Below are 24,187 nucleotides of genomic sequence, written 5' to 3'. Positions count from 1 at the left end.
TAGTAAGATCCATAATTAAAAACTAAAAAAGAATTTATGAAAAATATATATAATAAAGTAAAACATATTGCTATATGTGCCTTTTTGGTTGTCGCAGCTTCTTCCTGCGATAACGAAATTGAAGATATTGGAGGAGCACAGCAAAATTATAATACGGCATACGGCTTGCTTCAGGCAAATAGTAATTTAACTACGTTTACAAAAGCGATAAAACTGGCTGGTTTAGAATCGACATTAGATACAGCTGATAATTACACTTATTTCGTACCTAACAATACTGCTTTTGATGCATATTTGGTAGCTAATGGTTATGTAAATGATTTAGGATATCCAGATGTAAACTTAGTTCCTGTAGCAGATTTGAAACAGCTTGTTTTAAGTCACGTTATTAAAGGTGTTAAGAAAAGAGTGGCTAAATTGGAAGGGGTTCAAGCAGACTATCTGGAAACAGGAGATTATGCGACAATGGCAAATGCAGTAAATGCAGATTTATACTTATTGAGTATTAATGTAACCAATAATACTTTAAAAGTAAACGGATCTGATAAAGAAGCGCCAGGATTAGATTATTACGGAACAAATGGTTTTGTCAATGTTTTAAGTAATGTGATTGAATTGACTCCTCCAGCTCCAGTAATTAGCAGCTTATCGCAAGTTCTGGCTTCTCCAGGAGATGTTATAACTATTACGGGACAAAATTTTGTAAAAGTTAAAAGCGTTAAGTTCGGATCTACTGAAGCGACATTTACTGCAGTTTCTAAAACAGAAATAAAAGCAACTGTTCCTGCTGATTTTGATTCGTATGCGCTTATAGTTATTGAAACGGAGTTTGGAGTGTCTGCTCCAAGCGGAATCGGACTTAAATATTTATTATACGAAGACTCATTGAAAGGATGGGGCTGGGGCTGGGGAGGAGACATAACCTGGGAAAGCACTGAAAAAGTTAGCAGAGGAACAAATGCAATCAAAAAAGTTGCTGAAGCTTGGAGCGGACTTTTCATGCACTCTGATCTTCTTCTAAAAGCATCAGATTACCAATTTGTTAAAATGTCTATTTTTCCAACAGAAAGCACTAAAATTATGGTTACCATAAATAGTGATACGGGCGATTCTGCCAAGGGTACGACGGTTACTTTAGTGCCAGGGCAATGGAATAATATTTCAATTCCTATTTCGGCTTTGCATCCTGAACTTTTAACTGATGGAAATTTTGATAGTGTGTTTATTCAGGAGTTTTCTGGAGGAACAATTACTCCGTCTAGTGTTCTTTATATAGATGATATCGGATTTTTATAAAAATAATAATAGGTTATGAGTTAGTTTGAGGTGTTCCCTAATTGAGAAATTAGGGAATATCTTTTTATATGTCTTTTTTAAATGAATAAAGAATGAAAAAAATAATTTTAGTACTTATTCTGGGTATTTCGAGTTTTGCTTTTAGCCAAGGCAATACACATAAACAGCAAGGCGGTAAATTTGAAGGATTGGCAATGACACCACCAATGGGCTGGAATTCTTGGAATACTTTTGCAACCAATATCAATGAGAAATTAGTGAAAGAAACTGCAGACATCATGGTTACTTCGGGTCTGGCGGCTTCGGGTTATAATTATATTGTTTTAGATGATGGCTGGATGACGCACGAACGTGATGTAAACGGTGATTTAGTGCCCGATCCTGAAAAATTTCCAAACGGAATGAAAGCGCTTATTGATTATGTGCATAGTAAAGGTCTGAAATTTGGTTTGTACAATTGCGCAGGAACAAAAACCTGTGCAGGTTATCCAGGAACAAGAGGTTACGAATATCAAGATGCTAGATTTTATGCAAAACTCGGAATCGATTTTTTAAAATACGATTGGTGTAATACAGAAGGAATTACAGCAAAAGAAGCTTACACTACAATGAGCAATGCAATTAAAACAGCTGGAAGACCAATTGTTTTCAGCCTTTGCGAATGGGGAGACAATCAGCCATGGGAATGGGGAAAGCCAATTGGTAATCTTTGGAGAATATCGGGAGATATTTACCCATGCTTTGACTGCGAATTCAAACATCCAGAAAATTGGTCGTCTTGGGGATTCATGAAAATAGCCGATATGAGAAAAGATATTCGAAAATATTCAGGTCCCGATCATTGGAATGATTTTGATATGATGGAAGTTGGAAACGAAATGAACGATACCGAAGATAAAACGCATTTTGCAATGTGGTGTATGCTTTCTTCTCCTTTGTTTACAGGAAATGATTATCGAAAAATGTCGAAAGAAACTTTGGCTATTTTAACGAATAAAGAATTACTGGCTGTCAATCAAGATAAATTAGGGATTCAAGGCTTTAAATATGCTATATTAGATGGAGTAGAAGTATGGGTAAAACCACTTTCACATGGAGCTTGGGCAGTTAGCTTTGTAAATAGAACCGAAACTTCAAAAAAGATCGCTTTCGATTGGAAAAAGAACAATATCAAAGATGCTGATTTTGGTTATGAAGCTGATTTTGTAAAAACGATATTCAAAATAAAAGATCTTTGGAAAAATAAAGAAGCAGGAAATACAAAGAAGCCTTTTAGTGCAGAAATAGCTTCGCATGATGTGATTACCTTAAAATTAATCCCTTAAATTAATACATTATGAAATCAAAGTTCTGTTATGCCGCTATTTTACTTTTGATGTTTATAAATATTTCAAAAGCACAATTTGTGAAAAAACATGGTCAATTAAGTGTTCTTGGAACTCAGCTTGTTGATAAAGATAATAATCCGGTTGTGCTTCGCGGATTAAGTTTTGGTTGGCATAGCATGTGGCCGAGATTTTATAATGAAAAAGCAGTGAGTTGGCTAAAAAAGGATTTTAATTGTAATGTGGTTCGTGCCGCAATGGGCATCGAACTTGGAGATTTCACCTACATTAATAATCCAGAATTTTCTAAAGAGAAAATAGAAGCAGTAATAAATGGTGCTATAAAATCTGATATCTACGTAATTATAGACTGGCACAGTCATAATGTAAATCTGAAAGAAGCTACAGCCTTTTTTTCAGGAATGTCAAAAAAGTATGCTAAGTATCCTAATATTATATATGAGGTATTTAATGAACCAGATTATGAAACTTGGTGGGAAGTTAAAAATTACGCCGAAGAGATAATTCGAGTAATTCGTGAAAACGATCCTAATAACATTATTTTGGTCGGCTGTCCGCATTGGGATCAGGATATTGATCTTCCAGCCGAAGATCCGATAAGAGATTATACTAATATAATGTATACCATGCATTTTTATGCGGCAACTCATGGTAAAGAATTGAGAGATAGAACAGATATGGCCATTAAGAGAGGGTTGCCAGTTTTTATTTCAGAATCTGCTGGAATGGAAGCTTCCGGAGACGGACCTTTAAATTATAAAGCTTGGCAAGAATATATCGATTGGATGGAAGCTCGAAAATTAAGTTGGATCACGTGGTCCGTGTCTGATAAAGATGAAACTTGCTCTATTTTGAAAAAGTCTGCCAAATCTGATGGGAAATGGAAAGATGAGGATTTGAAAGAATCAGGAATTAAAGTCCGTGAGTATTTAAGAAAATATAATAAAGAAGAATAGATCATTTTGAGTCGTTTATACAAAATCTCGTTCATTTAAATGAACGGGATTTTTTTTTGTTTTTCAATATCGTAAAAGCGCTTTTCAGTTCTTAAATCAGAGGTGTTTTGTAAGGGTATTATTTGTAAGAATTTTTTCTTGTTGAAAAAAGGCTTGTAAGCTGTTTTTTTTGAAAGTGTTCTAGGTGTTTGTTTTTGATTTTTTATATATGACCCCTATTTTTTATGGGGTATTTTATTTTCAAATGTATTTTTATAGTGTTTTATGTTTGTTTTTTGTAGTAATTTTTACTTACACCTATTATAAAATTTAAAAATAACGGAAAAATACGTTGTTGAATTTTCAAAAACAATTATCTATAAATGTCAAATCACGATTATTGGCGACTTAATTTTTGTAATCCATAATTCTTCGTCTAAAACGTCAAAAAAGCAGTTTTGAATTATTCTACTCATACAAAAGTTAATAAATTCGCTAATGAAAATGATGATGATTTGAAGGCGCATGAAAGGTTTTAGAAATGACTTATACTATTAAATAGATATATAAAAGATTAACTAACCAGAATCAATTAATAACTAAAAACCAAATTAAAACATGAAAAAAGCATTTCACATTTTAGCCGCGATGTTAACAAGTTCTTTTGCCTTTGCCCAAGAAGAGGAAGCAGCCGCTCCAGCAACCACATGGGGAGGTTCTGCAGATGCGTACTATAAATATGATTTTTCAAAACAAATGAATGGATTAACGAGCTTTACCAACTCACAGAATTCATTCGAATTAGGAATGGCATCGATCGAAGCGGGCCATACTTTTGGAAAAGCTTCAGTTTTTGTAGACTTAGGTTTCGGAAAAAGAGCAGCAGAATTTTCATATAATGAAACACCAGATAAAGATGCAAGTGCAAAATTTATGATTAAACAATTATTTTTTACATACAATTTGACTGATGAATTTAAAGTAGTAGCAGGTAGTTTCGGAACTCATATCGGTTATGAAGTATTAGATGCAGTAGATAATAAAAACTACAGTATGTCTTATGCGTTTTCTTACGGACCGTTTTTTAATACCGGGGTTAAAGCGCAATATACTTCTGGTAAATTTACTGCCATGTTAGGATTAACCAACCCAACAGACTTTAAGTCTGCTATGGATGCAGGTTCGTATCAAAAAACGTTCATTGGACAAGTAGGATATATCGGTGATACAGGAAGTGCTTATTTGAATTTTACAACAGGAAGTACTAACCCGATACCAGGAAGCTTAATTCCGGTTTCAGACGAAAACAAAACGCAGTTTGACTTAACAGCTTCTAAAGCAATTTCAGATAGTTTCTCGCTTGGGTTAAATGCGACTTATGCTAAAACAACAAATGATTTTGATAGTAATTTAGACGGAGATTGGTTTTCTTTAGTAGGCTACGCTACTTATTCGTTCAATCCAACATTGCTTTTGGCTTACAGAATGGAATATTTTGATGCTAAAGATGCGGCGCCAAGTTTAGGAACTTTAGCAGGATCAAATGTATTTGCTAATACTGTTTCTTTAAATTATAAAGTTGGAAAATTGACTATAATTCCTGAGCTAAGATACGATGCAGCGTCTGAAGATATTTTCTTAGATAAAGATGCATTGCCAACAGGCGGAAGTTTCTATGCCTTAATTGCAACAACATACTCTTTCTAGAGATAAAGATTGATATTTTTTTTTTTTTTTTTTGGAGCTGTCGAGACATATTATGTTTTGGCAGCTTTTTTATTTGTTGTGGTTTCAAGTTTAAGGTTTCAAGTTTAAGGTTTCAAGTTTGAGATTTTAGGATTTAGGTATCTTTGCTCTTTATTCTTCTTTCTTTCTTTCTTTCTTTCTTTCTTTCTTTCTTTCTTTCTTTCTTTCTTTCTTTCTTCTTATCCCTCTTTACAGTATGTCTCTTTGTTATGATGAATTATTATGAAAAAAAGCGTTTCTGAATTAACAGAAACGCTTTTTTTATTTTTATGATGAGGTTTTACTGAACCTGTTTTTTATAAATCGAATAAATAGTATCTATTGTTTTTCTGTCTAAAACCGATGTTGCATCAGTTTGAATGTAATGCAGCTTAAATGCCTGAATTGCTGCAGTTAGGTTTTTGGTGTTATAGCCTATTATTCTTAATGCAGGTTCAATTTTAAAATCAAATGGAGCTGGTTCTAAGACTTCATCTGGCCAGATTCCAAATCCTTTTTCTGCTAAGGTTTTCCATGGAAATAAGGCGCTTGGATCTTGTTTTCTTCCAGGGGCAATATCCGCGTGACCTAAAAAGTTTTGTGTCGGAATATTGTAATCCTTTTTTAATTTGGTCAACAAAGCTACCAAACTACTGATTTGAGCTTCTGTAAAAGGTTTGAATCCGTTATTATCTAACTCAATGCCTATTGAGCAAGAGTTTAGATCTGTTGTTTTTCCCCATGTTGAATTTCCAGCGTGCCAAGCTCTTAAATAATCATTCAGCATTTGTACTACTTTTCCGTTTTCAGAAATAATATAGTGTGCGCTTACCTGAGTTTTGGTTTTAGTAAAAGTATTAATGGTTTGCTGTAGCGAATCTTGAGCTGTATGGTGAATAATAACAAAGCTTGGTTTTCTTAAATTGAAATTTACAGTACCAATCCATTCTGTATTAATTCCGTTTTGTAAATAAGTAGAATTTGTCTTAGACAAAGTGTCTTTTACAATTCTCAGTTGCTGTGCATAAGAAGTGTCAATAACAACAGGCGAAACTGCTGGAATTGGTTTGGCTTCTTTACTTGTGATTTGGTTTTCCAAATTTTTTAGCTGCTGATCATAAGCCTTTTCAGTATTCTTGTACGGATTTGTAGAACAAGCACTGATAATAACAGCTAAAATCAGATAACAAAAATGTTTTTTTGTCATAATTCGTTGTTTTATAGATTAATAACGATTATTCTGATATTTTCGTATCTGGGGTGTCTTTTACTTCTTTTGGATCTTCTTTAGAATCTTTATCTTTTTTCTTTTTTGATTTGGTCTTTTTTACTTCTTTTAAAGTATTCATGAAGGTTTTGTACTTTTCAACTTGGTCTGGATTTAAAAAAGCAGTAATCTTTTTATCGGTACTTTCGCGTAAAGCTTTTATCTGTTCAATTTTTTGATCTTGATTGCTGCTTTCGTTTTTTAATAAAATACCTTGTTCGCGTATACTATCTGCTAAAACATTTGTAATAGCAATCGCCTGTAATTCATCTAGATTTACTTGCGGTTTCATTTGTTCTACAATAATTCCTGCAGTTTCTTCAGGAGGAGTTTCTTTAGGTTTGCTTTGAGAACCCTGCTGTGGTCCAGCCATCATGCTTCTATCCATACCCATTCCGCTACCTCTTCCGTAACCATTGCCATAACCACCACCATAACCATTATTGTATCCTCCTCCATATTGAGCAGAAACAGTAAAAGTAAATAAGCCAAAAACTAAAATAAATAAAGTTTGAAAAGGTTTCATAAAAATATTTTTATCTGTGATTAACAATTGTTCAGCGTAAATTTAAGCAGGTTCCCCGTATAAATCAAATTCTGTTGCTTCAATTATCTTGATATTAACAAATTCTCCTGTTTTTACATAATGTTTAGAAGCATCGATTAGAACTTCATTGTCAACATCTGGACTGTCAAATTCTGTACGTCCAACAAAATGAGCGCCTTCTTTTCTGTCAATGATGCATTTGTATACTTTACCTACTTTTTCTTGATTCAGATCCCAAGAAATTTGAGATTGCAGTTCCATAATTTCGTTAGCTCTAGCTTGTTTTACATCATCTGGAACATCATCTTCCAACAAATAAGCATGAGTGTTTTCTTCATGAGAATAAGCAAAACATCCCATTCTGTCAAATTTCATTTCCTGAACAAAATCTTTCAGAATTTCAAAATCTTCCTGAGTCTCACCTGGGTAACCAACAATTAATGTAGTTCTAATTGCCATTCCAGGAACTGCTGCACGGAAATCCTTTAATAACTGAGTCGTTTTTGCTTGAGTTGTACCACGACGCATTGATTTCAAAATTGAGTCAGAAATATGCTGTAACGGAATATCAATGTAGTTACAGATTTTAGGTTCGCTCTTCATTACTTCCAAAACATCCATAGGAAAACCAGTAGGGAAGGCGTAGTGTAAGCGAATCCATTCAATTCCTTCTACTTTTGCCAAAGCTTCTAATAATTCAGCAAGATTTCTCTTTTTGTAAAGATCAAGACCATAATAAGTTAAGTCTTGAGCAATTAAGATTAATTCTTTAACTCCATTTTTAGCTAATCCTTCTGCCTCTTTAACCAATTTTTCAATTGGCTGAGAAACGTGTGAACCTCTCATTAACGGAATCGCACAGAAACTGCAAGGTCTGTCGCATCCTTCTGCGATTTTTAAATAAGCATAATTTTTTGGAGTTGTAGTCAAACGTTCTCCAAGTAATTCATGTTTATAATCGGCTCCAAGAGCTTTTAATAATTGAGGTAATTCTGTAGTTCCAAAATATTGGTCAACATTCGGAATTTCTTTTTCTAAATCTGGTCTGTACCGTTCAGACAAACATCCTGTTACAAAAACTTTGTCAACAAGTCCTTTGTCTTTTTTATCTGCATATTCCAAAATCATATTTACTGATTCTGCTTTTGCATTATCAATAAATCCGCAAGTATTAATTACAATAATGTTTCCTTCTTTTTCTGCAGGAGCTTCATGTTCAACTTCTTTTCCATTCGCACGTAGCTGTCCCATTAGGACTTCACTATCATAAACATTTTTTGAACACCCAAGAGTGATTACGTTAATTTTGTTCTTTTTTAAAGACTTGGTTCTCATACTTTTATAAATTGGAGTGCAAAATTACACTTTTTTTATTCAAACAACGATAGTTTGCCGTTTGTTTTAGCTGTTTTTTATGAAGTTAACTGGATTAGTCGCTTATGTTTTTTGAGTTGAATTTAAAATATAAGGACTTTTAAAAGGATAAAAAAAATCCGTCAGATAAAAACCTGACGGAAATTTCAATCATCTATTTTGATTTCTAATTACAATTCAAATAATAAAGTCATAGTGACATTGTTTAATTTCGAAGTAATGTTAGCTCCGTCTGTAAATCCTCTTGTAAAAAAGCCTTGGTTTGAATCTCTTTCTAAATAAGAGTAAGCTAAGTCTAATTTTGTAGATCCAAAGTTATAACCTAGACCAGCAGAATAACTGTTTAGTTCTCCAACCGTAATTCCATTTTTATAAGGGCTTCCCTCATAACGGTATCCACCTCTTAAGCTTAATTGCTTGATTTTGTATTCAGCACCAATACGAAGTTCTCCAGTACTCGCTAGACTATTGTCTATTTCATTGTTAATGCCGCCAAAGCCTGCACTGCTTGGTTTGAATTTCGTGTTTCCGTAATTTCTTATGCCATAATCAATGCTTAATAAACCGGATTTTCCAAATATGTATGCAGCACTAAAAGTCCATCTGTCAGGTGTTTGTAAAGTATAAGATTCGTATACGTTTACAACATTAGGAGCTACATTGGCATTGACAATTGGCCCGCCTGCAGCTTGTCTTGTAGTGTATAAACTTTGTGAAAGCTCGTCGTACAATTCATACCAAGTGTTAGATTCGTATGCTACACCAAGTCTAAAATTGTCAGTTACTTTTCCTATTGCTCCAAGTTGGAAAGAAAAGCCATTTCCATAAGTATATAAATCATTATTGAATCTTATACTTGATATTGTTTCGTTTGGTGTAAGCACACCATTATTGGTTTCGTAAAAACTTGTTGATCTTCTATAGTCTGTGATATGAACATTTAAATTTGCTCCTAAATATAGTCGATCTTTATAAGAGGTTGCGATATTGAAGCTTAATTTACTATTATATCCTCTTGAGTAAATGTCGTTAGTTTGGTAATAGTTGGTGTTGTTGCCTTTTGGAACGTTTGTTGAATAAGGGCTGTTAGGATTATTTACATCATCAATGTTTATAATATACCCCTGATATCCTAACAAGGCTTGTTGTGCAGAAAACCCACTTAGATTAGGATATTGGCCATTTGGAAAATTAGACCCTAAATAATGATATAAATCAGAAACTGTTTCGTTGTCTTGTGTGTTAACAAATTCATGAGGAACAGGTGCGTCTCCGTTACTATAATTTGCATAATCTAGGAAATAAGAGTCAACCGAATGAGTAGAGTTGTTTCCAGCAGAAAAAACTTCATTATTGAAATTGTTTGTGTTTTCGTAAGTCGCACCAATTGAAACTTTATTCCATCCGACGTTTGGATTGTTATTTTTAAATACAAAAACACCTCCCGCTTGGTTTAAGATAAAAGAGTTTTCTTTATCCGATGTTTGAGTTCCGTTGTAATTAGAATTGTTTTTAATGTTCTGATTGCTAAAGGAAACTCCAACTTGATTACTGTTGAAAATTGCAGATCCAGCAGGGTTAACACTTAAAGAAGATATGTCTCCTCCAACCGCTCCAAAAGCACCACTCATGGCTCTAAAACGCGCAGTTCCAGTAAGATTTTCTTGGGAATAACGTAGAGCATCTGAAACTTCTTGTGAATATGACGCGCTGACAGTTAGTCCTGTTATAAATAGGAAAAGTATTTTTTTCATTTTGATGAGTTTTAGTTCGAATTAAGTGTGCTGAGAAAAAATTATCTTCTTCCTCCGCCACCACCGCCGCCAGATCTCATTCCGCCACCGCCGCCAACGCCACCGCTGTACGATCTTGAGCCACCACCTCCACCATTACTAGGAGAGTAGCTTCTTGAAGAGCCGCTATTGCTAGGAGTGTAGCTTCTTGATGAACCACCGTTGTTACTAGGTGTGTAGGTTCTGTTTGTTGTGGTATTTCCGTTGTTGTAAGATCTTCTATTGCTATAGTCGTAATTAGAACCGTTGTTATAATTTCCTCTATTGGTGAATGTAGGGCTAGTAGTTCCTCTGTTTAAAGTAGAGGTTCTTCTAAAGTCAGTATAGCTGTTAGATCTGTTTGTGGTATAATTTCTATTTGTTGTGTAATTTCCTCTATTGGTAGTATAGTCACCTCTATTAGTGGTGTAGTTTCGATTGGTTGTATATCCTCTGTTAGTGCTATAATTTCTGTTGTAAGCATAGTTTCTGTCTCCATAATAAGCTGCAGAGCCTCTTCTTCCGTAGTTGTAAGAGTAGTTGTATCCGTAACCATAATATGGGTATCCCCATCCTGGATAACCCCAACCAGGGTATCCCCATCCTGGATATCCCCATCCGTAATAAGGGTATCCCCATCCGTAATAGCCATAGCCATAATAAGGATAGCCCCATCCAAATCCAAATGACCATGATGGAGTAGTGTAGAAGTTTACAGAAACATCAGAACTGCTGCTTCCCCATGCAGGATAAGCTACAGATGCAGTCTTAGTGCTATCAGAATAATTAGTATAATTGTCAACGTCAGTAAAAATTTCAGTTGGTTGATTGTCATCTTGCAGTGATCTGAAATATTCCTTGTATTGATTGTTTGTTCCATTTGCTACATATTTAACAGATGAACCACCATAAACTCCATCATTATCATAATAAGAGGAATTTTGGTAAGAACCACACGATGCTAGCAATAAACTCAATAATCCAATTAAGTAAAAATGATTAGAGTTTTGGCGGAGTGAAAGGTAAGTTTTCATATCTGTGGTGTTTTTTATTGTTGCACATTACAAAATTAGTTAGTTTTGTCAAACTATTTAGTTAAAATTGTTTAAAACAAAATTTGTGCCAAAAAATATAATATGAGTAAGAACCTTACTACAAGATCAGAAGATTATTCGAAATGGTATAACGAACTGGTTGTAAAAGCAGATCTAGCTGAAAATTCAGGAGTTAGAGGATGTATGGTAATAAAACCATACGGATATGCTATTTGGGAAAAAATGCAAGCTGAGTTAGATCGTATGTTCAAAGAAACTGGACATCAAAATGCGTATTTTCCTTTGTTTGTACCGAAAAGCATGTTTGAGGCTGAAGAGAAAAATGCTGAGGGATTTGCAAAAGAATGTGCGGTTGTAACGCATTATAGATTAAAAAATGACGAGGAAAGACCTGGGAAATTAATGGTTGATCCAAACGCAAAATTAGAGGAGGAGCTTATTGTTCGTCCAACAAGTGAAGCTATTATTTGGTCTACATATAAAGGATGGGTGCAATCTTATAGAGATTTACCTTTGTTAATTAATCAATGGGCTAATGTGGTTCGATGGGAAATGCGTACGCGTTTGTTCTTGAGAACTGCAGAGTTTTTATGGCAAGAAGGGCATACGGCTCACGCTACAAAAGCAGAAGCAATTGAGGAATCAGAAAAAATGATGAACGTTTATGCTGATTTTGCTGAAAGTTTTATGGCAATTCCAGTGGTGAAAGGTTTTAAAACAGAAACAGAACGCTTTGCTGGAGCAGATGAGACTTATTGTATTGAAGCGTTGATGCAAGACGGAAAAGCATTGCAAGCTGGTACATCTCACTTTTTAGGACAGAACTTTGCAAAAGCATTTGATGTTAAGTTTGCAAACGCTGAAGGGAAACAAGAACATGTTTGGGGAACTTCTTGGGGAGTGTCTACTCGTTTAATGGGAGCGTTGATTATGACGCATTCTGATGATCAAGGATTGGTATTGCCTCCAAATTTGGCTCCAATTCAAGTGGTTATTGTTCCTATATATAAGACTGATGAACAATTGGCTCAAATTACTGAAGCGGTTAAGGATTTGACGGCTAAACTGAGAAAATTGAAAATCACTGTTAAGTTTGATGATAGAACAACGCAAAAACCAGGGTTTAAATTTGCGGAATGGGAATTAAAAGGGGTTCCTGTTCGAATTGCAGTTGGTCCGAAAGATTTGGAAAACGGAACTTTTGAGGTTGCAAGACGTGATAATTTGACAAAAGAAGTTGTTTCTAATGAAAAAATCGTTGAACATGTAAACGATCTTTTAGAACAGATTCAAACCGACTTATTTACTAGAGCATTAGATTATCGAAATACTCATATTACGGAAGTGAATAATTTTGAGGAATTTAAAGAGGTTTTAGAAGGAAAAGGTGGATTCTTATCTGCTCACTGGGATGGAACTGCAGAGACAGAAGAAAAGATAAAAGAATTGACAAAAGCGACGATTCGATGCATTCCTTTGGACGCTATTGAAGAGGCGGGAACCTGCGTGTTTACTGGGAAACCATCCTCTAAAAGAGTGCTTTTTGCTAAGGCTTATTAAAAAAATATATATTTTTTTGCATTAGGTATTGCGCAACTAAAAAATAGATGTATCTTTGCATCCGCAATACAGAAGCGCGGTCCGTTCGTCTATCGGTTAGGACGCCAGGTTTTCATCCTGGTAAGGGGGGTTCGATTCCCCCACGGACTACAAGTTATATTACATATTGAAAAGTTTCCAACTTAGGAGAATATTGGTCCGTTCGTCTAGGGGTTAGGACGCCAGGTTTTCATCCTGGTAACAGGGGTTCGATTCCCCTACGGACTACAAATTAGTTGTAAATAAGTTTTGTAAAACAAAAATTGGTGTCTCGGTTTTTGTTTTATTAGTTAAAACCAAAGTGATTGTTATACGATTGTGGGAGGTTTTTCTTTTTTAACTAGTATTTATAATAATTATTACATCTAAAATTAAAAGAAAATGGCAAATCATAAGTCAGCATTAAAAAGAATCAGAAGTAACGAAAAAAGAAGAGTTCTTAACAGATATCAGCACAAAACTACTCGTAACGCTATTAAAGCATTAAGATTAGCTACTGATAAATCTGATGCTGCTGCTAAATTATCTACTGTAATCTCTATGATTGATAAATTAGCTAAAAAGAACATCATTCATGATAATAAAGCTTCTAACTTGAAGTCTAAATTAACAAAACACGTTGCTAAATTGTAATTAAAAACAATTTGCTAAAAATATAAAAAAGTCCTCTTTTAGAGGACTTTTTTTGTTTTAACTCTAGTGTGAAATTCCAATGAAAAAAATAAATTCCAAATTCCAATCTTTATATATATTGGAATTTGGAATTTTAATTTGTGTGTGTTGTGGAATTTTATAAATCAATTTTCTTTTTCAGATATTCCAGCATTGGCTGTGTAATAGGCTTAGAAAGAAAATCTATTATTATAGGATACTTTTTTGCTTTAGCAAGATCTTCAGGGTCAATTGTTGAAGAGAGTACAATTACAGGAACGGTATTGAATTCTGTGTAATCCGGAGAGGTGAAATGGTCTAAAAATTCCCATCCTCCCATAATAGGCATATTCAAATCTAAAAAAATTAATTCGGGTCTTTTCTTTGCTTTGTCGTTTGTGTATTTTAAGACATTGAAATGATGAAGAGCCTCTTCGCCGTTTTGAGCCGTAATAACTTCATGTGAAAATGAAGATTTTGAAATTACTTTTTTGCATAACATCAATGTGATTGGGTCATCATCGATGCATAAAATCTGCTCAAGCATAATAATTAATTTTTAAATGTTATTGTAAATGTGGTTCCTTTATTGACTTCGCTATCAATCGAGATTGTTCCTCCCATTGTTTCTACCTGTGATTTTACAAGATATAATCCTAAACCTTTGCTGTCAGGGTAATTATGAAATCTTTGATATAATCCAAATATTTTGTCGCGATTTCTCTCTAAATCAATTCCGATTCCGTTGTCTTTAAAAGTCAAGATTGTTCTTTGTTCTATTTGTTCTGCCGTTATGGAAATCTTTAACTTTCTGTTTTCCGATTTGTATTTTATAGAATTGGTAAGCAAGTTCAATAAAATGCTTTCTATGTAAGCTTTGTTTGTAATAAGTTCTGGGACTTTGTCAAACTTAAGTTTAATTATAGGCTTGTGTAATTCAATTTGAAATGAAAGTTGGCTGAATACATTCTCAAAAACTTCTTTTAAGGAAACTTCTTCTTTTTGCATCGAAGGATTGTCCTTAATGATAATAACCTTTACTAAATCGTTGATGGTTTCGTTAAGTAAATGTGTCGATTTTGTAAATCCAGCTACTATTTCTTGAAGTTCTTCATTTTCTATCGGAATGTCTTCCATTAAATTTAATAACCCAATTAAGTTTGAAAGTGGTGCTCTAAGATTATGCGATGTAATATAAGAGAACTGTTTTAAGTCCTTATTGTTTTGAGTTAACTCTCGAATAAGATGTTCTTTTTCTGTTTCAAGTTTTTTCTCATCTGTAATATCTCTCTGTATCGAAATCCAGTGAGAAATTAGTCCTTCGTTACTGAAAATTGGAATCATAGAAAAGCGTACCCAATATTCTTCTTTGCTTTTCGTATAACTAATAGTTTCAATCAGGCATTCTTCTTCATTTTTTATGGCACTTAAGAGTTTTTTTAATTCATCAGAATCTGATTTTGGTCCTTTAAAAATGTTTGGCGATTTCCCGATTATTTCATTTGACTGGTAGCCAGACATTTGGGAAAATGCAGGATTTACGTAAACGATTTTAGGTATTTTTCTTTCAGAAGAATTAGCCTCAGTAATTAATATTGAATCTTTAGATTGTGTAATTACGGTTTCTAAAAGTTTTAATCGCTGTTCTTCTTCCTTTTGTTTTGTAATATCTTGAATGGCTCCAATCATTCTTATGGCTCTGCCATTTTCATCCTTTAATAAAAAACCTCTGTCCAAGACATATTTGTAAGATCCGTCTGCACATCTAAAACGATATTGATCCTGCCATTTTTCGGTTTTTTGTTCTATAAAAGAATATAATTTTATTGACATTCGGATGCTGTCTTCAGGGTGAATTTTGTCGAACCACCATTTAGAAGTTTTGCCTACTTCTTTTGGATCGTAACCAAAAACACCTTCAATTCCTTTGTTCCAATTAATACTGTCCTCTTGAATTTTCCAGTCCCAAATCGTATCGCTTGTTGCTTTTGCTACAATGTCATATTTCTCATTTGATTCTTTTATTTCTTCATTGGTTTTGTTTAACTTTTCAAAGATGGTTATATTTCTTTTTTCGTTTTTTGAAAGTATAAAACTGAAAACCAATACTGTGATTAGGATAAATACAATGTCTTTTATTAAAGATAAATATGGATATTCTGAAGAAGAAAAGTAGGTTGTGAGTAATTTATGACATATGACCGCCATAATTATCGAGATGATTGTATAAATAAGAGTAATTTGGAGAGTTTTACTTTTCATCATCTCAAATATAGTTAATTTAACCATAACTAAACGTATGTTAATATCATTTTGAGGTCGATATTTTCATGATTTATATTAACTAATTGATTGTATATACGCAAACTATGGTAGAAACATTTTTTTTTAAAAAATAAAGTGTACCTTTGCGCCCATTAAAAATCACAGATGGAATCTATTAGAAACATTGCAATTATTGCCCACGTCGATCACGGTAAAACAACTTTGGTTGATAAAATTATGTATCACTGTCAGTTATTTCGTGAGAACGAAAACACAGGTGATTTAATCTTAGATAATAATGATTTAGAGCGTGAGAGAGGTATTACAATTACTTCTAAAAACGTATCGGTTCAATATAAAGGAACAAAAATCAATATTATCGACACTCCTGGCCACGCCGATTTTGGAGGTGAAGTAGAACGTGTATTGAACATGGCCGATGGTGTATGTTTGCTAGTTGATGCTTTCGAAGGTCCAATGCCTCAAACTCGTTTCGTTTTACAAAAAGCGATCGATTTAGGATTAAAACCATGCGTGGTTATCAACAAAGTAGATAAAGAAAACTGTACTCCTGAAGAGGTTCATGAAAAAGTTTTTGATCTAATGTTTGAATTAGGTGCTACTGAAGAGCAATTGGATTTCCCAGCTGTTTACGGTTCTGCTAAAAACAACTGGATGTCTGATGATTGGAAAAATCAAACAGAAAACATTGAACCATTATTAGACATGGTTATTGCTAATGTTCCAGCTCCTAAAGTTTCTGAAGGAACTCCACAAATGTTAATCACATCTTTAGATTTCTCTTCATTTACAGGTCGTATCGCTATCGGACGTCTTGAAAGAGGAACTTTAAAAGAAGGTATGCCAATTTCTTTGGTAAAAAGAGATGGGAAAATCATCAAATCTAGAATTAAAGAATTACACACTTTTGAAGGTTTAGGCCGTAGAAAAGTTGAAGAAGTTGTTGCTGGAGATATTTGTGCGGTTGTAGGTATTGAAGGTTTCGAAATTGGTGATACTATTGCTGATTTTGAAAACCCAGAAGCTTTACAAACAATTGCTATCGACGAGCCAACTATGAGTATGTTGTTTACAATTAACGATTCTCCTTTCTTTGGTAAAGAAGGTAAATTTGTTACTTCTAGACATATTCGCGAAAGATTAACAAAAGAGCTAGAGAAAAACTTAGCGATGAAAGTTGGAGAAACTGATTCTGCTGATAAATTCATGGTTTTTGGTCGTGGTGTACTTCACTTATCTGTTCTTATCGAAACAATGAGAAGAGAAGGGTACGAACTTCAAATTGGTCAGCCACAAGTTATCATCAAAGAAGTTGATGGTGTTAAATGTGAGCCAATTGAGGAATTAACTATCGACTTGCCAGAAAATCTTTCAGGTAGAGCGGTTGAATTTGTTACTATCCGTAAAGGTGAAATGCTTTCTATGGAAGGTAAAGGAGAGCGTATGATTATTAAATTCAATATTCCATCTCGTGGAATTATCGGTTTAAGAAATCAATTGCTTACTGCTACAGCTGGTGAGGCTATTATGGCACACCGTTTCATTGGATACGAACCATACAAAGGAGAAATTCCTGGACGTAACAACGGTTCATTAATCTCTATGGAAAACGGAAAAGCTATTCCTTATTCTATCGATAAATTACAAGATCGTGGTAAATTCTTCGTTGATCCTAACGAGGATATCTATGAAGGTCAGGTAATTGGAGAAAATACTCGTAGCGACGATATGACTGTTAACGTTACTAAAACGAAAAAACTTTCTAACGTTCGTTCTTCTGGAGCTGATGATAAAGCTAGAATTATCCCAGCTATCAAATTCTCATTAGAAGAAGCTTTAGAGTACATTCAAAAAGATGAGTATGTTGAAGTTACTCCAAAATCTTTACGTTTAAGAAAGATTTATTTAAGTGAAACGGATAGAAAAAGATATAAAATCTAATTCGTTTTAACTTTCAATATAAAAAATCCCAAATTCCAATTAAGGAGTTTGGGATTCTTTTTTATGCTAAATTAAAATTGTTTAAAGAACTGAATTTTTGAGCAAGTATTGGAATTTGGAATTTCAGAGTTTGAAATGTATAAAAGTTATCTTTTTAAAGAAAAGTGTCCTTTAACATTTTTGCCATTGACAAAAAGAAGCGTAAACCAATAATCATCTGAAGGCATTTCTCTTCCGTTGAATATTCCGTTCCAGCCTGAGCCATTCTGATTCATTTGTTTTAATAATTTTCCATAACGATCAAAAATTGAGATTGTATAATCGGGCATTTGATCAATGTTTTTGATTACCCATAAATCATTGAACCCGTCTCCGTTTGGAGTAAAGAAACGCGGATAGTCTAAAACATATACGGTAAAAGAATTAGATATTCCACAACCATTTTTGTCTTTAGCAATTGCAGTATAAACCCCTGGGGTTACTTGTGTAAAAGTTGGGTCATCTTGAAAAGCGGTTCCATCAAGAGAAAATTCATAATTTCCAACACCTGTATATAGAATTTTTACAGAATTATCTATTCCAGAGAAGTCCTTTACATCTGCTCCTGTAATTGTTGCCGGTTCTGATAAAATTATTTTGAAGTTTTTAGTTTTTTTACATCCATTTACATCGGTTACGGTTACGGAGTAATCTCCAGGACTCGTAACAAGCATTGAGTTTGTTGAACCTCCGCTATTAGTCCAAGCATAACTGCTAAAACCTGTAGCGACAGATATTGTTATTTGATCTCCTTTACAAAGATATTGCGTCTCATCTTCAAAATTTGGTGGATCAAAAGTGTGTACAATCAATTCAATTGGAGTTATATCATAACAATCTGAACCGTTTGCGGCACGCGCATAAATAGTCTGGCTATTTGGCGTAGTATTTTTAAAAATATTCGGTAGCTGATTTGTCTCTGTAATAGCATCAGAAGCAGTCAGAAAGTAATTAACTATCAGTCCAGGTGGCAAACCTGCTAAAATTTGGGGCGTTACTTCTTGTTCTAAATTAAACTGATATAAGCCGTCTTGTATTTCGTCTTCATCACACTTAGCAATTGGCGATTGATCTGGAATTAAAGTATTAGAAACATTTAGAGTAACTTGAGCTATTGCACTACAATCAAAAGTATTCTCAATCCTTGCAAAAACAATTTGATTTGGAGCTTTATTGGTATAACGCTGCGGATTTAAAATTGGATTTGTTTTGGCCTGTGCATCGGCCAAAGTTTCATAATATCCTTGATTGGTAATCTGCGTATTATTATTTTTTACAATATTGGCAACTTTAGTCAGATCAAAAATGGTGATACCGTCTGTATTATCATCACATTGCAATAAAGAAGTATTGGTTGATTGAATTTGAGGTGAAAACTCAACTGTAATTTCTCCAATTGATACACATGTTGTACTACCCAAAGTTGCTTCTACTTTATATGTTCCTGTTGCGGAAACGGCATAAGATGGAGATGTAGCACCTGGAATTAGGACATAATTGTTTGAAGCGTCTTTTTTGAACCATTCAAACGTATGAGTTGTTGAACTTAAATTGGTATCTAAAACATAATTTTCTCCAAAGCAAACAGGATTGTTATTAGCCACAGTTCTATCTTCGCCAAAATTAATTTTCGTTACAAAACTGCCTGCTTCTATAAAAACGGCAGAGTTGTATTGTCTTGTGGCATCATCTGCAATAACCAGTTTTAAATGGTATTTTTTATTTGGAATGACATCTGTATATGCATTCATTACTACTGTTTGACCAGCATAATTAATAGGGCTTGCGGCTGTATTATAACCATTAAAGTAGTTTTCATTAACGGCTTCACAGCCAATTAAAGGAATTCCGTTGCTATTATTTACAGTATTAATTTTTGGATGAACCGTTGTTGCAGAAACTGCAGTTGCAGAATTAGGTAAAACTGCAAGATTTTTGTAAGCTTCACTGGGATTGTCTGCATCTTTAATTAGGAAGGCAAATCCATCGGAATAGATGCAAGGAAAATTAAGTTGATATTCATTCGAGGCAAAAATATAATTAAAGCTAATCGAATTAGTTAATGCTATAAAATCAAATTCTATAAATGTTGCTTGTGTACTGTTATTAATTCCTAAAGCTTGATTAAGATCAGGGTCACCATTCCAGCCTGGCACTTGGGTGCCCTTTGAGTCTTGCTGATTATAAGGACCTTCTGCTTTTTTGCTTGGTGAAGTGCTTAAAACTATTCCACTTGAAAAAGGAAAATTTGCACCTGCCATAAAAGAGCCATAACTCTGCTGGTTTGGAGTTGGGTTTCCTGATGCATTGACACTTTCAGTATCAATGCAAGAACTCTTAATTAAAACATTCTGAATTAAATCTGCCGCTGTTACGTTAGAATCTACAGTAATGCTCTGTGCGCTGATCTTATTATAAAAGCAGCACAAAATGAAAGTTAGGAATAAAGTTCTTTGAAGACTCATAGTAACAAATATACTACAAATCTCTATTTTTTAATAATTTGTAAGAAAAATATATAAATGCAAAAGTCCAAGCTAAAACGATTAATACAGCAAAATAATCAACACTAAAATCAGCATCTGTTTCAATTCCCATTTGTGTGCCAATGTTTTTTACGACAGACAATCTTGGACCTGGATTAACAATTAAATTCGACATTGATTCCAAAGGGAAAAACTGCGTGATTTTTTTATCAGTATCACTGTCTGGAAAAATTTTAAATGCTAAAGTGCCTCTTACAATTGCCTCAATTATGTTCCAAACCAAAAGAAAGCCCAATGCAAAAGCAGAACGTTTTACTAAAATTCCTAAAAATAAGCAGAACGAAAAGAAACCGGTCAATTTTACAAAAAAGGCCAGAAGGTAATCTAAATCACTAAAAATAATACTAAACTCTGTGTAAGAAGAAAAGCATAATCCTAAAGCCAAACTCATTACAAAGACAAAAACGGTAGACGCAAAAGCAAATAAAACTACAGTTAAGAATTTTGATAAAATAAATTCCTTTTTGCTGAGACCGTCAATCAAGTTTTGTTTTAAAGTTCCGTAGCTATATTCATTCGCCATCATCGAAACGATTACAATAGCTAAAAAGAATTTAAGCCAAGCTGCAACATAAGTATTAAAATGCCAAATAAACGGAAAATTAAAGATTCCCATTTCAGCCAAATGAAATTTAAATGGACCAATATCAAACTTAATAGCTGCGATTAAAGCAATAAAAGAAAGTAAGATAAAATAAGTTAAGGTTAATATACGGCTGGCTTTGTTCATCCAGATTTTTTGTAATTCTATAGAGAGAAGTCTTTTCATGGTTTAGTTTTTTTGGGCGATAGCGTTTTTGGTTAATTCTAAAAATTGTGCTTCTAGACTGTTTTTACGTTTTACTAAATGACTTAAAACAATGTTTTTAGAAAACAAGAACTGATTTAAGTCTGAAGCCGATAAATCAGATCTTAGATAAACTAAAACTTTCCCGTCTTCTTCAGAAATTCTATCTACAGCAGGATGTTCTTGCAAAGCAGATTTTAAAACTAAATTATCATTTGACTGCACTTCGAAGAAACCTTCATTTGAAGACATTCCATCAACTGAACCTGAGTATAAAACTTCGCCTTTTCTTAAAACAATGACTTGTGAACAAACTTTTTCTACTTCATCCAATAAATGTGAAGCAAGCAGAATAGTAGTTCCTTGCGAAGCAATTTTTTTTATGATATCGCGAATTTGATGAATTCCTTGCGGATCTAATCCGTTGGTTGGTTCATCTAAAATTAAAATTTCCGGATCGTTTAAAAGTGCTGATGCAATTGCCAGACGCTGTTTCATTCCTAATGAAAAAGTACTGAACTTGCTATCTTTTCTTTCAATCAAACCTACTAATTCCAATTTTTCATTGACTTTAGAATAGTTGATGTTTTTGATTTTGCAAACCAATTTCAGGTTTTGCTCGGCTGTCATGTATGGATAAAAATTTGGCCTTTCTATAATAGCGCCCACTTTTTTCAATGCGTCATGAGTTTCCACATTACCATCAAACCAGCGATAACTGCCAGACGATTTATTAACAACATTCAATACAATTCCTAATGTAGTCGATTTTCCGCTGCCGTTTGGCCCTAGAATGCCATAAACACGACCTTTTTGTATTTGAAAAGATACATTTTTCAAAGCCTGAATTCGGCCGTATCTTTTACTTAAATTCTCGATGGTTAATATGGTTTCCAAATTTTTCTGGTTTTAGTTTTTAGTATGACGAGCCAAGTTGATTTTTGTTACTTTAAATTCTGACTTTAAATCGTATTCACGTAAATTTGTAATAAAGATATTCAAAATGAGCGAGCCTTTAATGGTTTTAAAAAAACCGTCTTACCCTTTAACACAGCCACTTTTAAGTTATTTAGAGCGATACGAACGTATTTCTAAAGTTTCTGTGTTTTATGATGACTTGCTTCGTTTTTCAGGTTCTATAAATGTTTACGACAAACACGATACAGATACACTTTGGATCAGAGTTTATTATGGAGAATTTGAGCGTAACGAAATTGATTTAAATCTAAAGAAAATATATTCGCTTCTGCATTCTGATGGAAATAGTGAAATTATTCAATATCTAAATGTCGATGCAATTGATTATTGTACGTTCGGAAATTCGAAACCTTTTAGAATTAAGGTTCGAAATATTCTAAATGACAACTATGTTCATTTTTACATCAAAAAAGCCGATGCTTCCCGTATTTACGGATTGGAGCTGGAAGACATTCTTTCGCCAGATAAAATCAACTTTCTAGTTTATAAAGATACTCTGATAGAGGAACATATTATAGGAATTCCCGGCGATGTTTTTATGGATACGTTGCTAGACCAATGCAGTGAAATGGAAAAGGCGCAAATTGCCAAAGAGTTCGTCAAGTTTAACGAACGCTGTATGATTCGTCTTTTAGGGGATATGCGTGCCTATAATTATGTAATTGTCCCGATTCACGATTTTGATCAAGTGGTTTATAAAATTCGTCCAATCGATTTTGACCAGCAATGTTACGAGGGAAATTTTAAAGTGTATCGCCCTCAGTTTTTCAAGGAAAATTTTCCGATGATTCAATTAATCAAAGAGAAATTAGAAGAGCGTTCGATTATTCAATACAAAGATGAAGAAAGGGCGATTTTAGCAAAACGTATTCATTCTGCCGAAACGAGAATCAAAAAATTGTTGAATATTATGTGCCACGATACTATTTCAACGCAAGAGCATTTGACACAATTGAAAATGGAATTGTATCGTTATACGAATGATATGAAATTTAAAAACGCAAAATCAATGGGGCATGTGATGCATGCTGCGTTTGAATTTATTACGCGTAATTTTAAAAATACTAACTTAGTTTAAAAAATTTCACCATATAAGTTATATAAGTCCATTATGTCATGCTTTTAAATTATCTTATATAACTTATATGGTTTTAAAAAAAAATAAATTTTATGAAAAAATCTTTTTTAGTAGTTGTTTCGATAGTTTTACTAGCTTGCCAGAAGCAATCAGGTTCTGATTTAAAAGAGCTTTATTCCCTTCCAAAGAAATTAAAGGAAGTTTCTGGAATTACCTATTTTCCTGAAACCAACATTCTTTATACCTTAGAAGACAGTGGAAATAAAAATGCTCTTTATGCTATCGATTCTAAAGGAAAATTAGCTAAAACAATCACAATTTCGAATGCCACAAATGTAGATTGGGAAGATATTACCAAAGATAAAAGTGGAAATATTTACATTGGTGATTTTGGAAATAATGATAACGAAAGAAGAGATTTGTGTATTTATAAAGTCGCAAAAAATCAATTGAATAATGATGTGGCTAAAGCCGAATATAAAATTTCATTTTCATACCCAGAACAAACAGAATTTCCTCCAAAGAAAAAAGAAATGTTCTATGATGTTGAAGGATTTTTTGAACAGGGAGGCTATTTTTATCTATTTACCAAAAACAGAAGCAAAGGTTTTGACGGCACAGCTTTTATTTACAAAATCAAAAATGCTGCGGGAACTCAAAAAGCCGTTAAAATTGGGGAGTTTAAAACCTGCAATAATTACAATCATTGTGTATTAACGAGTGCAACAATTAGTCCTGACGGAAAAAAAGTGGCTTTGCTTAGTCATGACAAAGTACTTTTGTTTAAAGGATTTAAAGGAGATTTATTTCATAAAGGAACTCAAACCGAAATTAATCTGAATCACTTCTCGCAAAAAGAAGCCATTGTTTTTAAAGACAACAACACCTTACTTATAGCCGACGAAAAAACAAACAAAATAGGAGGAAAGGTTTATGAGTTTCTTCTAAATCGCTAAGTTACTGAG

The 24,187-nt window shown here is 33.6% G+C and carries 19 protein-coding genes and 2 tRNA genes; 11 read left to right on the top strand and 10 right to left on the bottom strand.

Features of this window, described 5'->3' with window-relative positions:
- Window positions 1-36: 36 nt before the first annotated feature.
- The 4 genes from OZP10_RS03735 to OZP10_RS03720 all read left to right on the top strand — a co-directional run bounded on the left by OZP10_RS03735 (window position 37) and on the right by OZP10_RS03720 (window position 5,284).
- Entirely contained in the window at window positions 37-1,296 is a 1,260-nt protein-coding gene (locus OZP10_RS03735) for a fasciclin domain-containing protein (protein WP_281633585.1), read from the top strand.
- A 92-nt stretch (window positions 1,297-1,388) separates the two neighbouring features.
- Entirely contained in the window at window positions 1,389-2,621 is a 1,233-nt protein-coding gene (locus OZP10_RS03730) for a glycoside hydrolase family 27 protein (RefSeq protein WP_281633584.1), read from the top strand.
- Between the two features lie 11 nt (window positions 2,622-2,632).
- Window positions 2,633-3,598, top strand: a complete 966-nt coding sequence (locus tag OZP10_RS03725) for a glycoside hydrolase family 5 protein (RefSeq protein WP_281633583.1) — start codon at window positions 2,633-2,635, stop codon at window positions 3,596-3,598.
- A 597-nt stretch (window positions 3,599-4,195) separates the two neighbouring features.
- Window positions 4,196-5,284 (top strand): outer membrane beta-barrel protein, encoded by a 1,089-nt coding sequence (locus OZP10_RS03720; protein ID WP_281633582.1) that lies wholly within the window; start codon window positions 4,196-4,198, stop codon window positions 5,282-5,284.
- Window positions 5,285-5,603: 319 nt separating this feature from the next.
- Here OZP10_RS03720 and OZP10_RS03715 read toward each other — a convergent pair whose 3' ends face one another.
- From OZP10_RS03715 to OZP10_RS03695, 5 genes are all read right to left on the bottom strand, one after another.
- Window positions 5,604-6,509 (bottom strand): N-acetylmuramoyl-L-alanine amidase, encoded by a 906-nt coding sequence (locus tag OZP10_RS03715; RefSeq protein WP_281633581.1) that lies wholly within the window; start codon window positions 6,507-6,509, stop codon window positions 5,604-5,606.
- Between the two features lie 28 nt (window positions 6,510-6,537).
- Window positions 6,538-7,095 carry a hypothetical protein gene (locus OZP10_RS03710; protein WP_281633580.1) on the bottom strand — a complete coding sequence of 186 codons (558 nt, stop codon included), beginning with the start codon at window positions 7,093-7,095 and terminating at the stop codon, window positions 6,538-6,540.
- A 42-nt stretch (window positions 7,096-7,137) separates the two neighbouring features.
- A complete protein-coding gene (gene rimO / locus OZP10_RS03705) occupies window positions 7,138-8,451 on the bottom strand; it encodes a 30S ribosomal protein S12 methylthiotransferase RimO (protein WP_281633579.1) in 1,314 nt (437 codons plus the stop codon).
- A gap of 209 nt (window positions 8,452-8,660) precedes the next feature.
- Complete coding sequence (locus tag OZP10_RS03700; RefSeq protein WP_281633578.1) at window positions 8,661-10,244, bottom strand: OmpP1/FadL family transporter; 1,584 nt, start codon at window positions 10,242-10,244, stop codon at window positions 8,661-8,663.
- A gap of 41 nt (window positions 10,245-10,285) precedes the next feature.
- Window positions 10,286-11,296, bottom strand: a complete 1,011-nt coding sequence (locus OZP10_RS03695; protein WP_281633577.1) for a hypothetical protein — start codon at window positions 11,294-11,296, stop codon at window positions 10,286-10,288.
- Between the two features lie 102 nt (window positions 11,297-11,398).
- Here OZP10_RS03695 and proS point away from each other — a divergent pair, with 102 nt between their 5' ends.
- From proS to rpsT, 4 genes are all read left to right on the top strand, one after another.
- A complete protein-coding gene (proS, locus tag OZP10_RS03690) occupies window positions 11,399-12,877 on the top strand; it encodes a proline--tRNA ligase (protein WP_281633576.1) in 1,479 nt (492 codons plus the stop codon).
- A gap of 78 nt (window positions 12,878-12,955) precedes the next feature.
- Window positions 12,956-13,027 (top strand) — tRNA-Glu (locus OZP10_RS03685).
- A 45-nt stretch (window positions 13,028-13,072) separates the two neighbouring features.
- Window positions 13,073-13,144 (top strand) — tRNA-Glu (locus tag OZP10_RS03680).
- Between the two features lie 153 nt (window positions 13,145-13,297).
- The gene (rpsT, locus tag OZP10_RS03675) at window positions 13,298-13,549 is read left to right on the top strand and encodes a 30S ribosomal protein S20 (protein WP_012026903.1); all 252 of its coding nucleotides are present in this window, start codon (window positions 13,298-13,300) and stop codon (window positions 13,547-13,549) included.
- Window positions 13,550-13,706: 157 nt separating this feature from the next.
- On the opposite strand, the gene OZP10_RS03670 is transcribed toward rpsT, so the two are convergent.
- Together OZP10_RS03670 and OZP10_RS03665 are read right to left on the bottom strand one after the other, a co-directional pair.
- A complete protein-coding gene (locus OZP10_RS03670) occupies window positions 13,707-14,114 on the bottom strand; it encodes a response regulator (RefSeq protein WP_281633575.1) in 408 nt (135 codons plus the stop codon).
- A 5-nt stretch (window positions 14,115-14,119) separates the two neighbouring features.
- On the bottom strand, window positions 14,120-15,832 hold the full coding sequence (locus tag OZP10_RS03665; protein ID WP_281633574.1) for a PAS domain-containing sensor histidine kinase: 1,713 nt from the start codon (window positions 15,830-15,832) through the stop codon (window positions 14,120-14,122).
- Window positions 15,833-15,997: 165 nt separating this feature from the next.
- On the opposite strand from OZP10_RS03665, the gene typA reads away from it, so the two are divergent.
- Window positions 15,998-17,794, top strand: coding sequence for a translational GTPase TypA (typA, locus tag OZP10_RS03660; RefSeq protein WP_111378311.1), 1,797 nt, complete (start codon window positions 15,998-16,000; stop codon window positions 17,792-17,794).
- A 146-nt stretch (window positions 17,795-17,940) separates the two neighbouring features.
- On the opposite strand, the gene OZP10_RS03655 is transcribed toward typA, so the two are convergent.
- The 3 genes from OZP10_RS03655 to OZP10_RS03645 are packed head-to-tail and all read right to left on the bottom strand — an operon-like array spanning window position 17,941 to window position 22,063.
- Window positions 17,941-20,298, bottom strand: a complete 2,358-nt coding sequence (locus OZP10_RS03655; protein ID WP_281633573.1) for a T9SS type B sorting domain-containing protein — start codon at window positions 20,296-20,298, stop codon at window positions 17,941-17,943.
- 13 nt (window positions 20,299-20,311) lie between these two features.
- Window positions 20,312-21,148 carry an ABC transporter permease gene (locus OZP10_RS03650; protein ID WP_281633572.1) on the bottom strand — a complete coding sequence of 279 codons (837 nt, stop codon included), beginning with the start codon at window positions 21,146-21,148 and terminating at the stop codon, window positions 20,312-20,314.
- Between the two features lie 3 nt (window positions 21,149-21,151).
- The gene (locus OZP10_RS03645; RefSeq protein ID WP_281633571.1) at window positions 21,152-22,063 is read right to left on the bottom strand and encodes an ABC transporter ATP-binding protein; all 912 of its coding nucleotides are present in this window, start codon (window positions 22,061-22,063) and stop codon (window positions 21,152-21,154) included.
- A gap of 106 nt (window positions 22,064-22,169) precedes the next feature.
- Between OZP10_RS03645 and OZP10_RS03640 the strand changes: the two genes are divergently transcribed.
- A complete protein-coding gene (locus OZP10_RS03640; RefSeq protein WP_281633570.1) occupies window positions 22,170-23,222 on the top strand; it encodes a hypothetical protein in 1,053 nt (350 codons plus the stop codon).
- A 92-nt stretch (window positions 23,223-23,314) separates the two neighbouring features.
- Window positions 23,315-24,178, top strand: coding sequence for an SdiA-regulated domain-containing protein (locus OZP10_RS03635; protein ID WP_281633569.1), 864 nt, complete (start codon window positions 23,315-23,317; stop codon window positions 24,176-24,178).
- Window positions 24,179-24,187 lie beyond the last annotated feature (9 nt).

It is taken from the genome of Flavobacterium luteolum, from assembly GCF_027111275.1.
Classification (GTDB): domain Bacteria; phylum Bacteroidota; class Bacteroidia; order Flavobacteriales; family Flavobacteriaceae; genus Flavobacterium; species Flavobacterium luteolum.
Note: the sequence above shows the minus strand (reverse complement) of the source record. Positions and strands in the feature narration are given on the sequence as shown.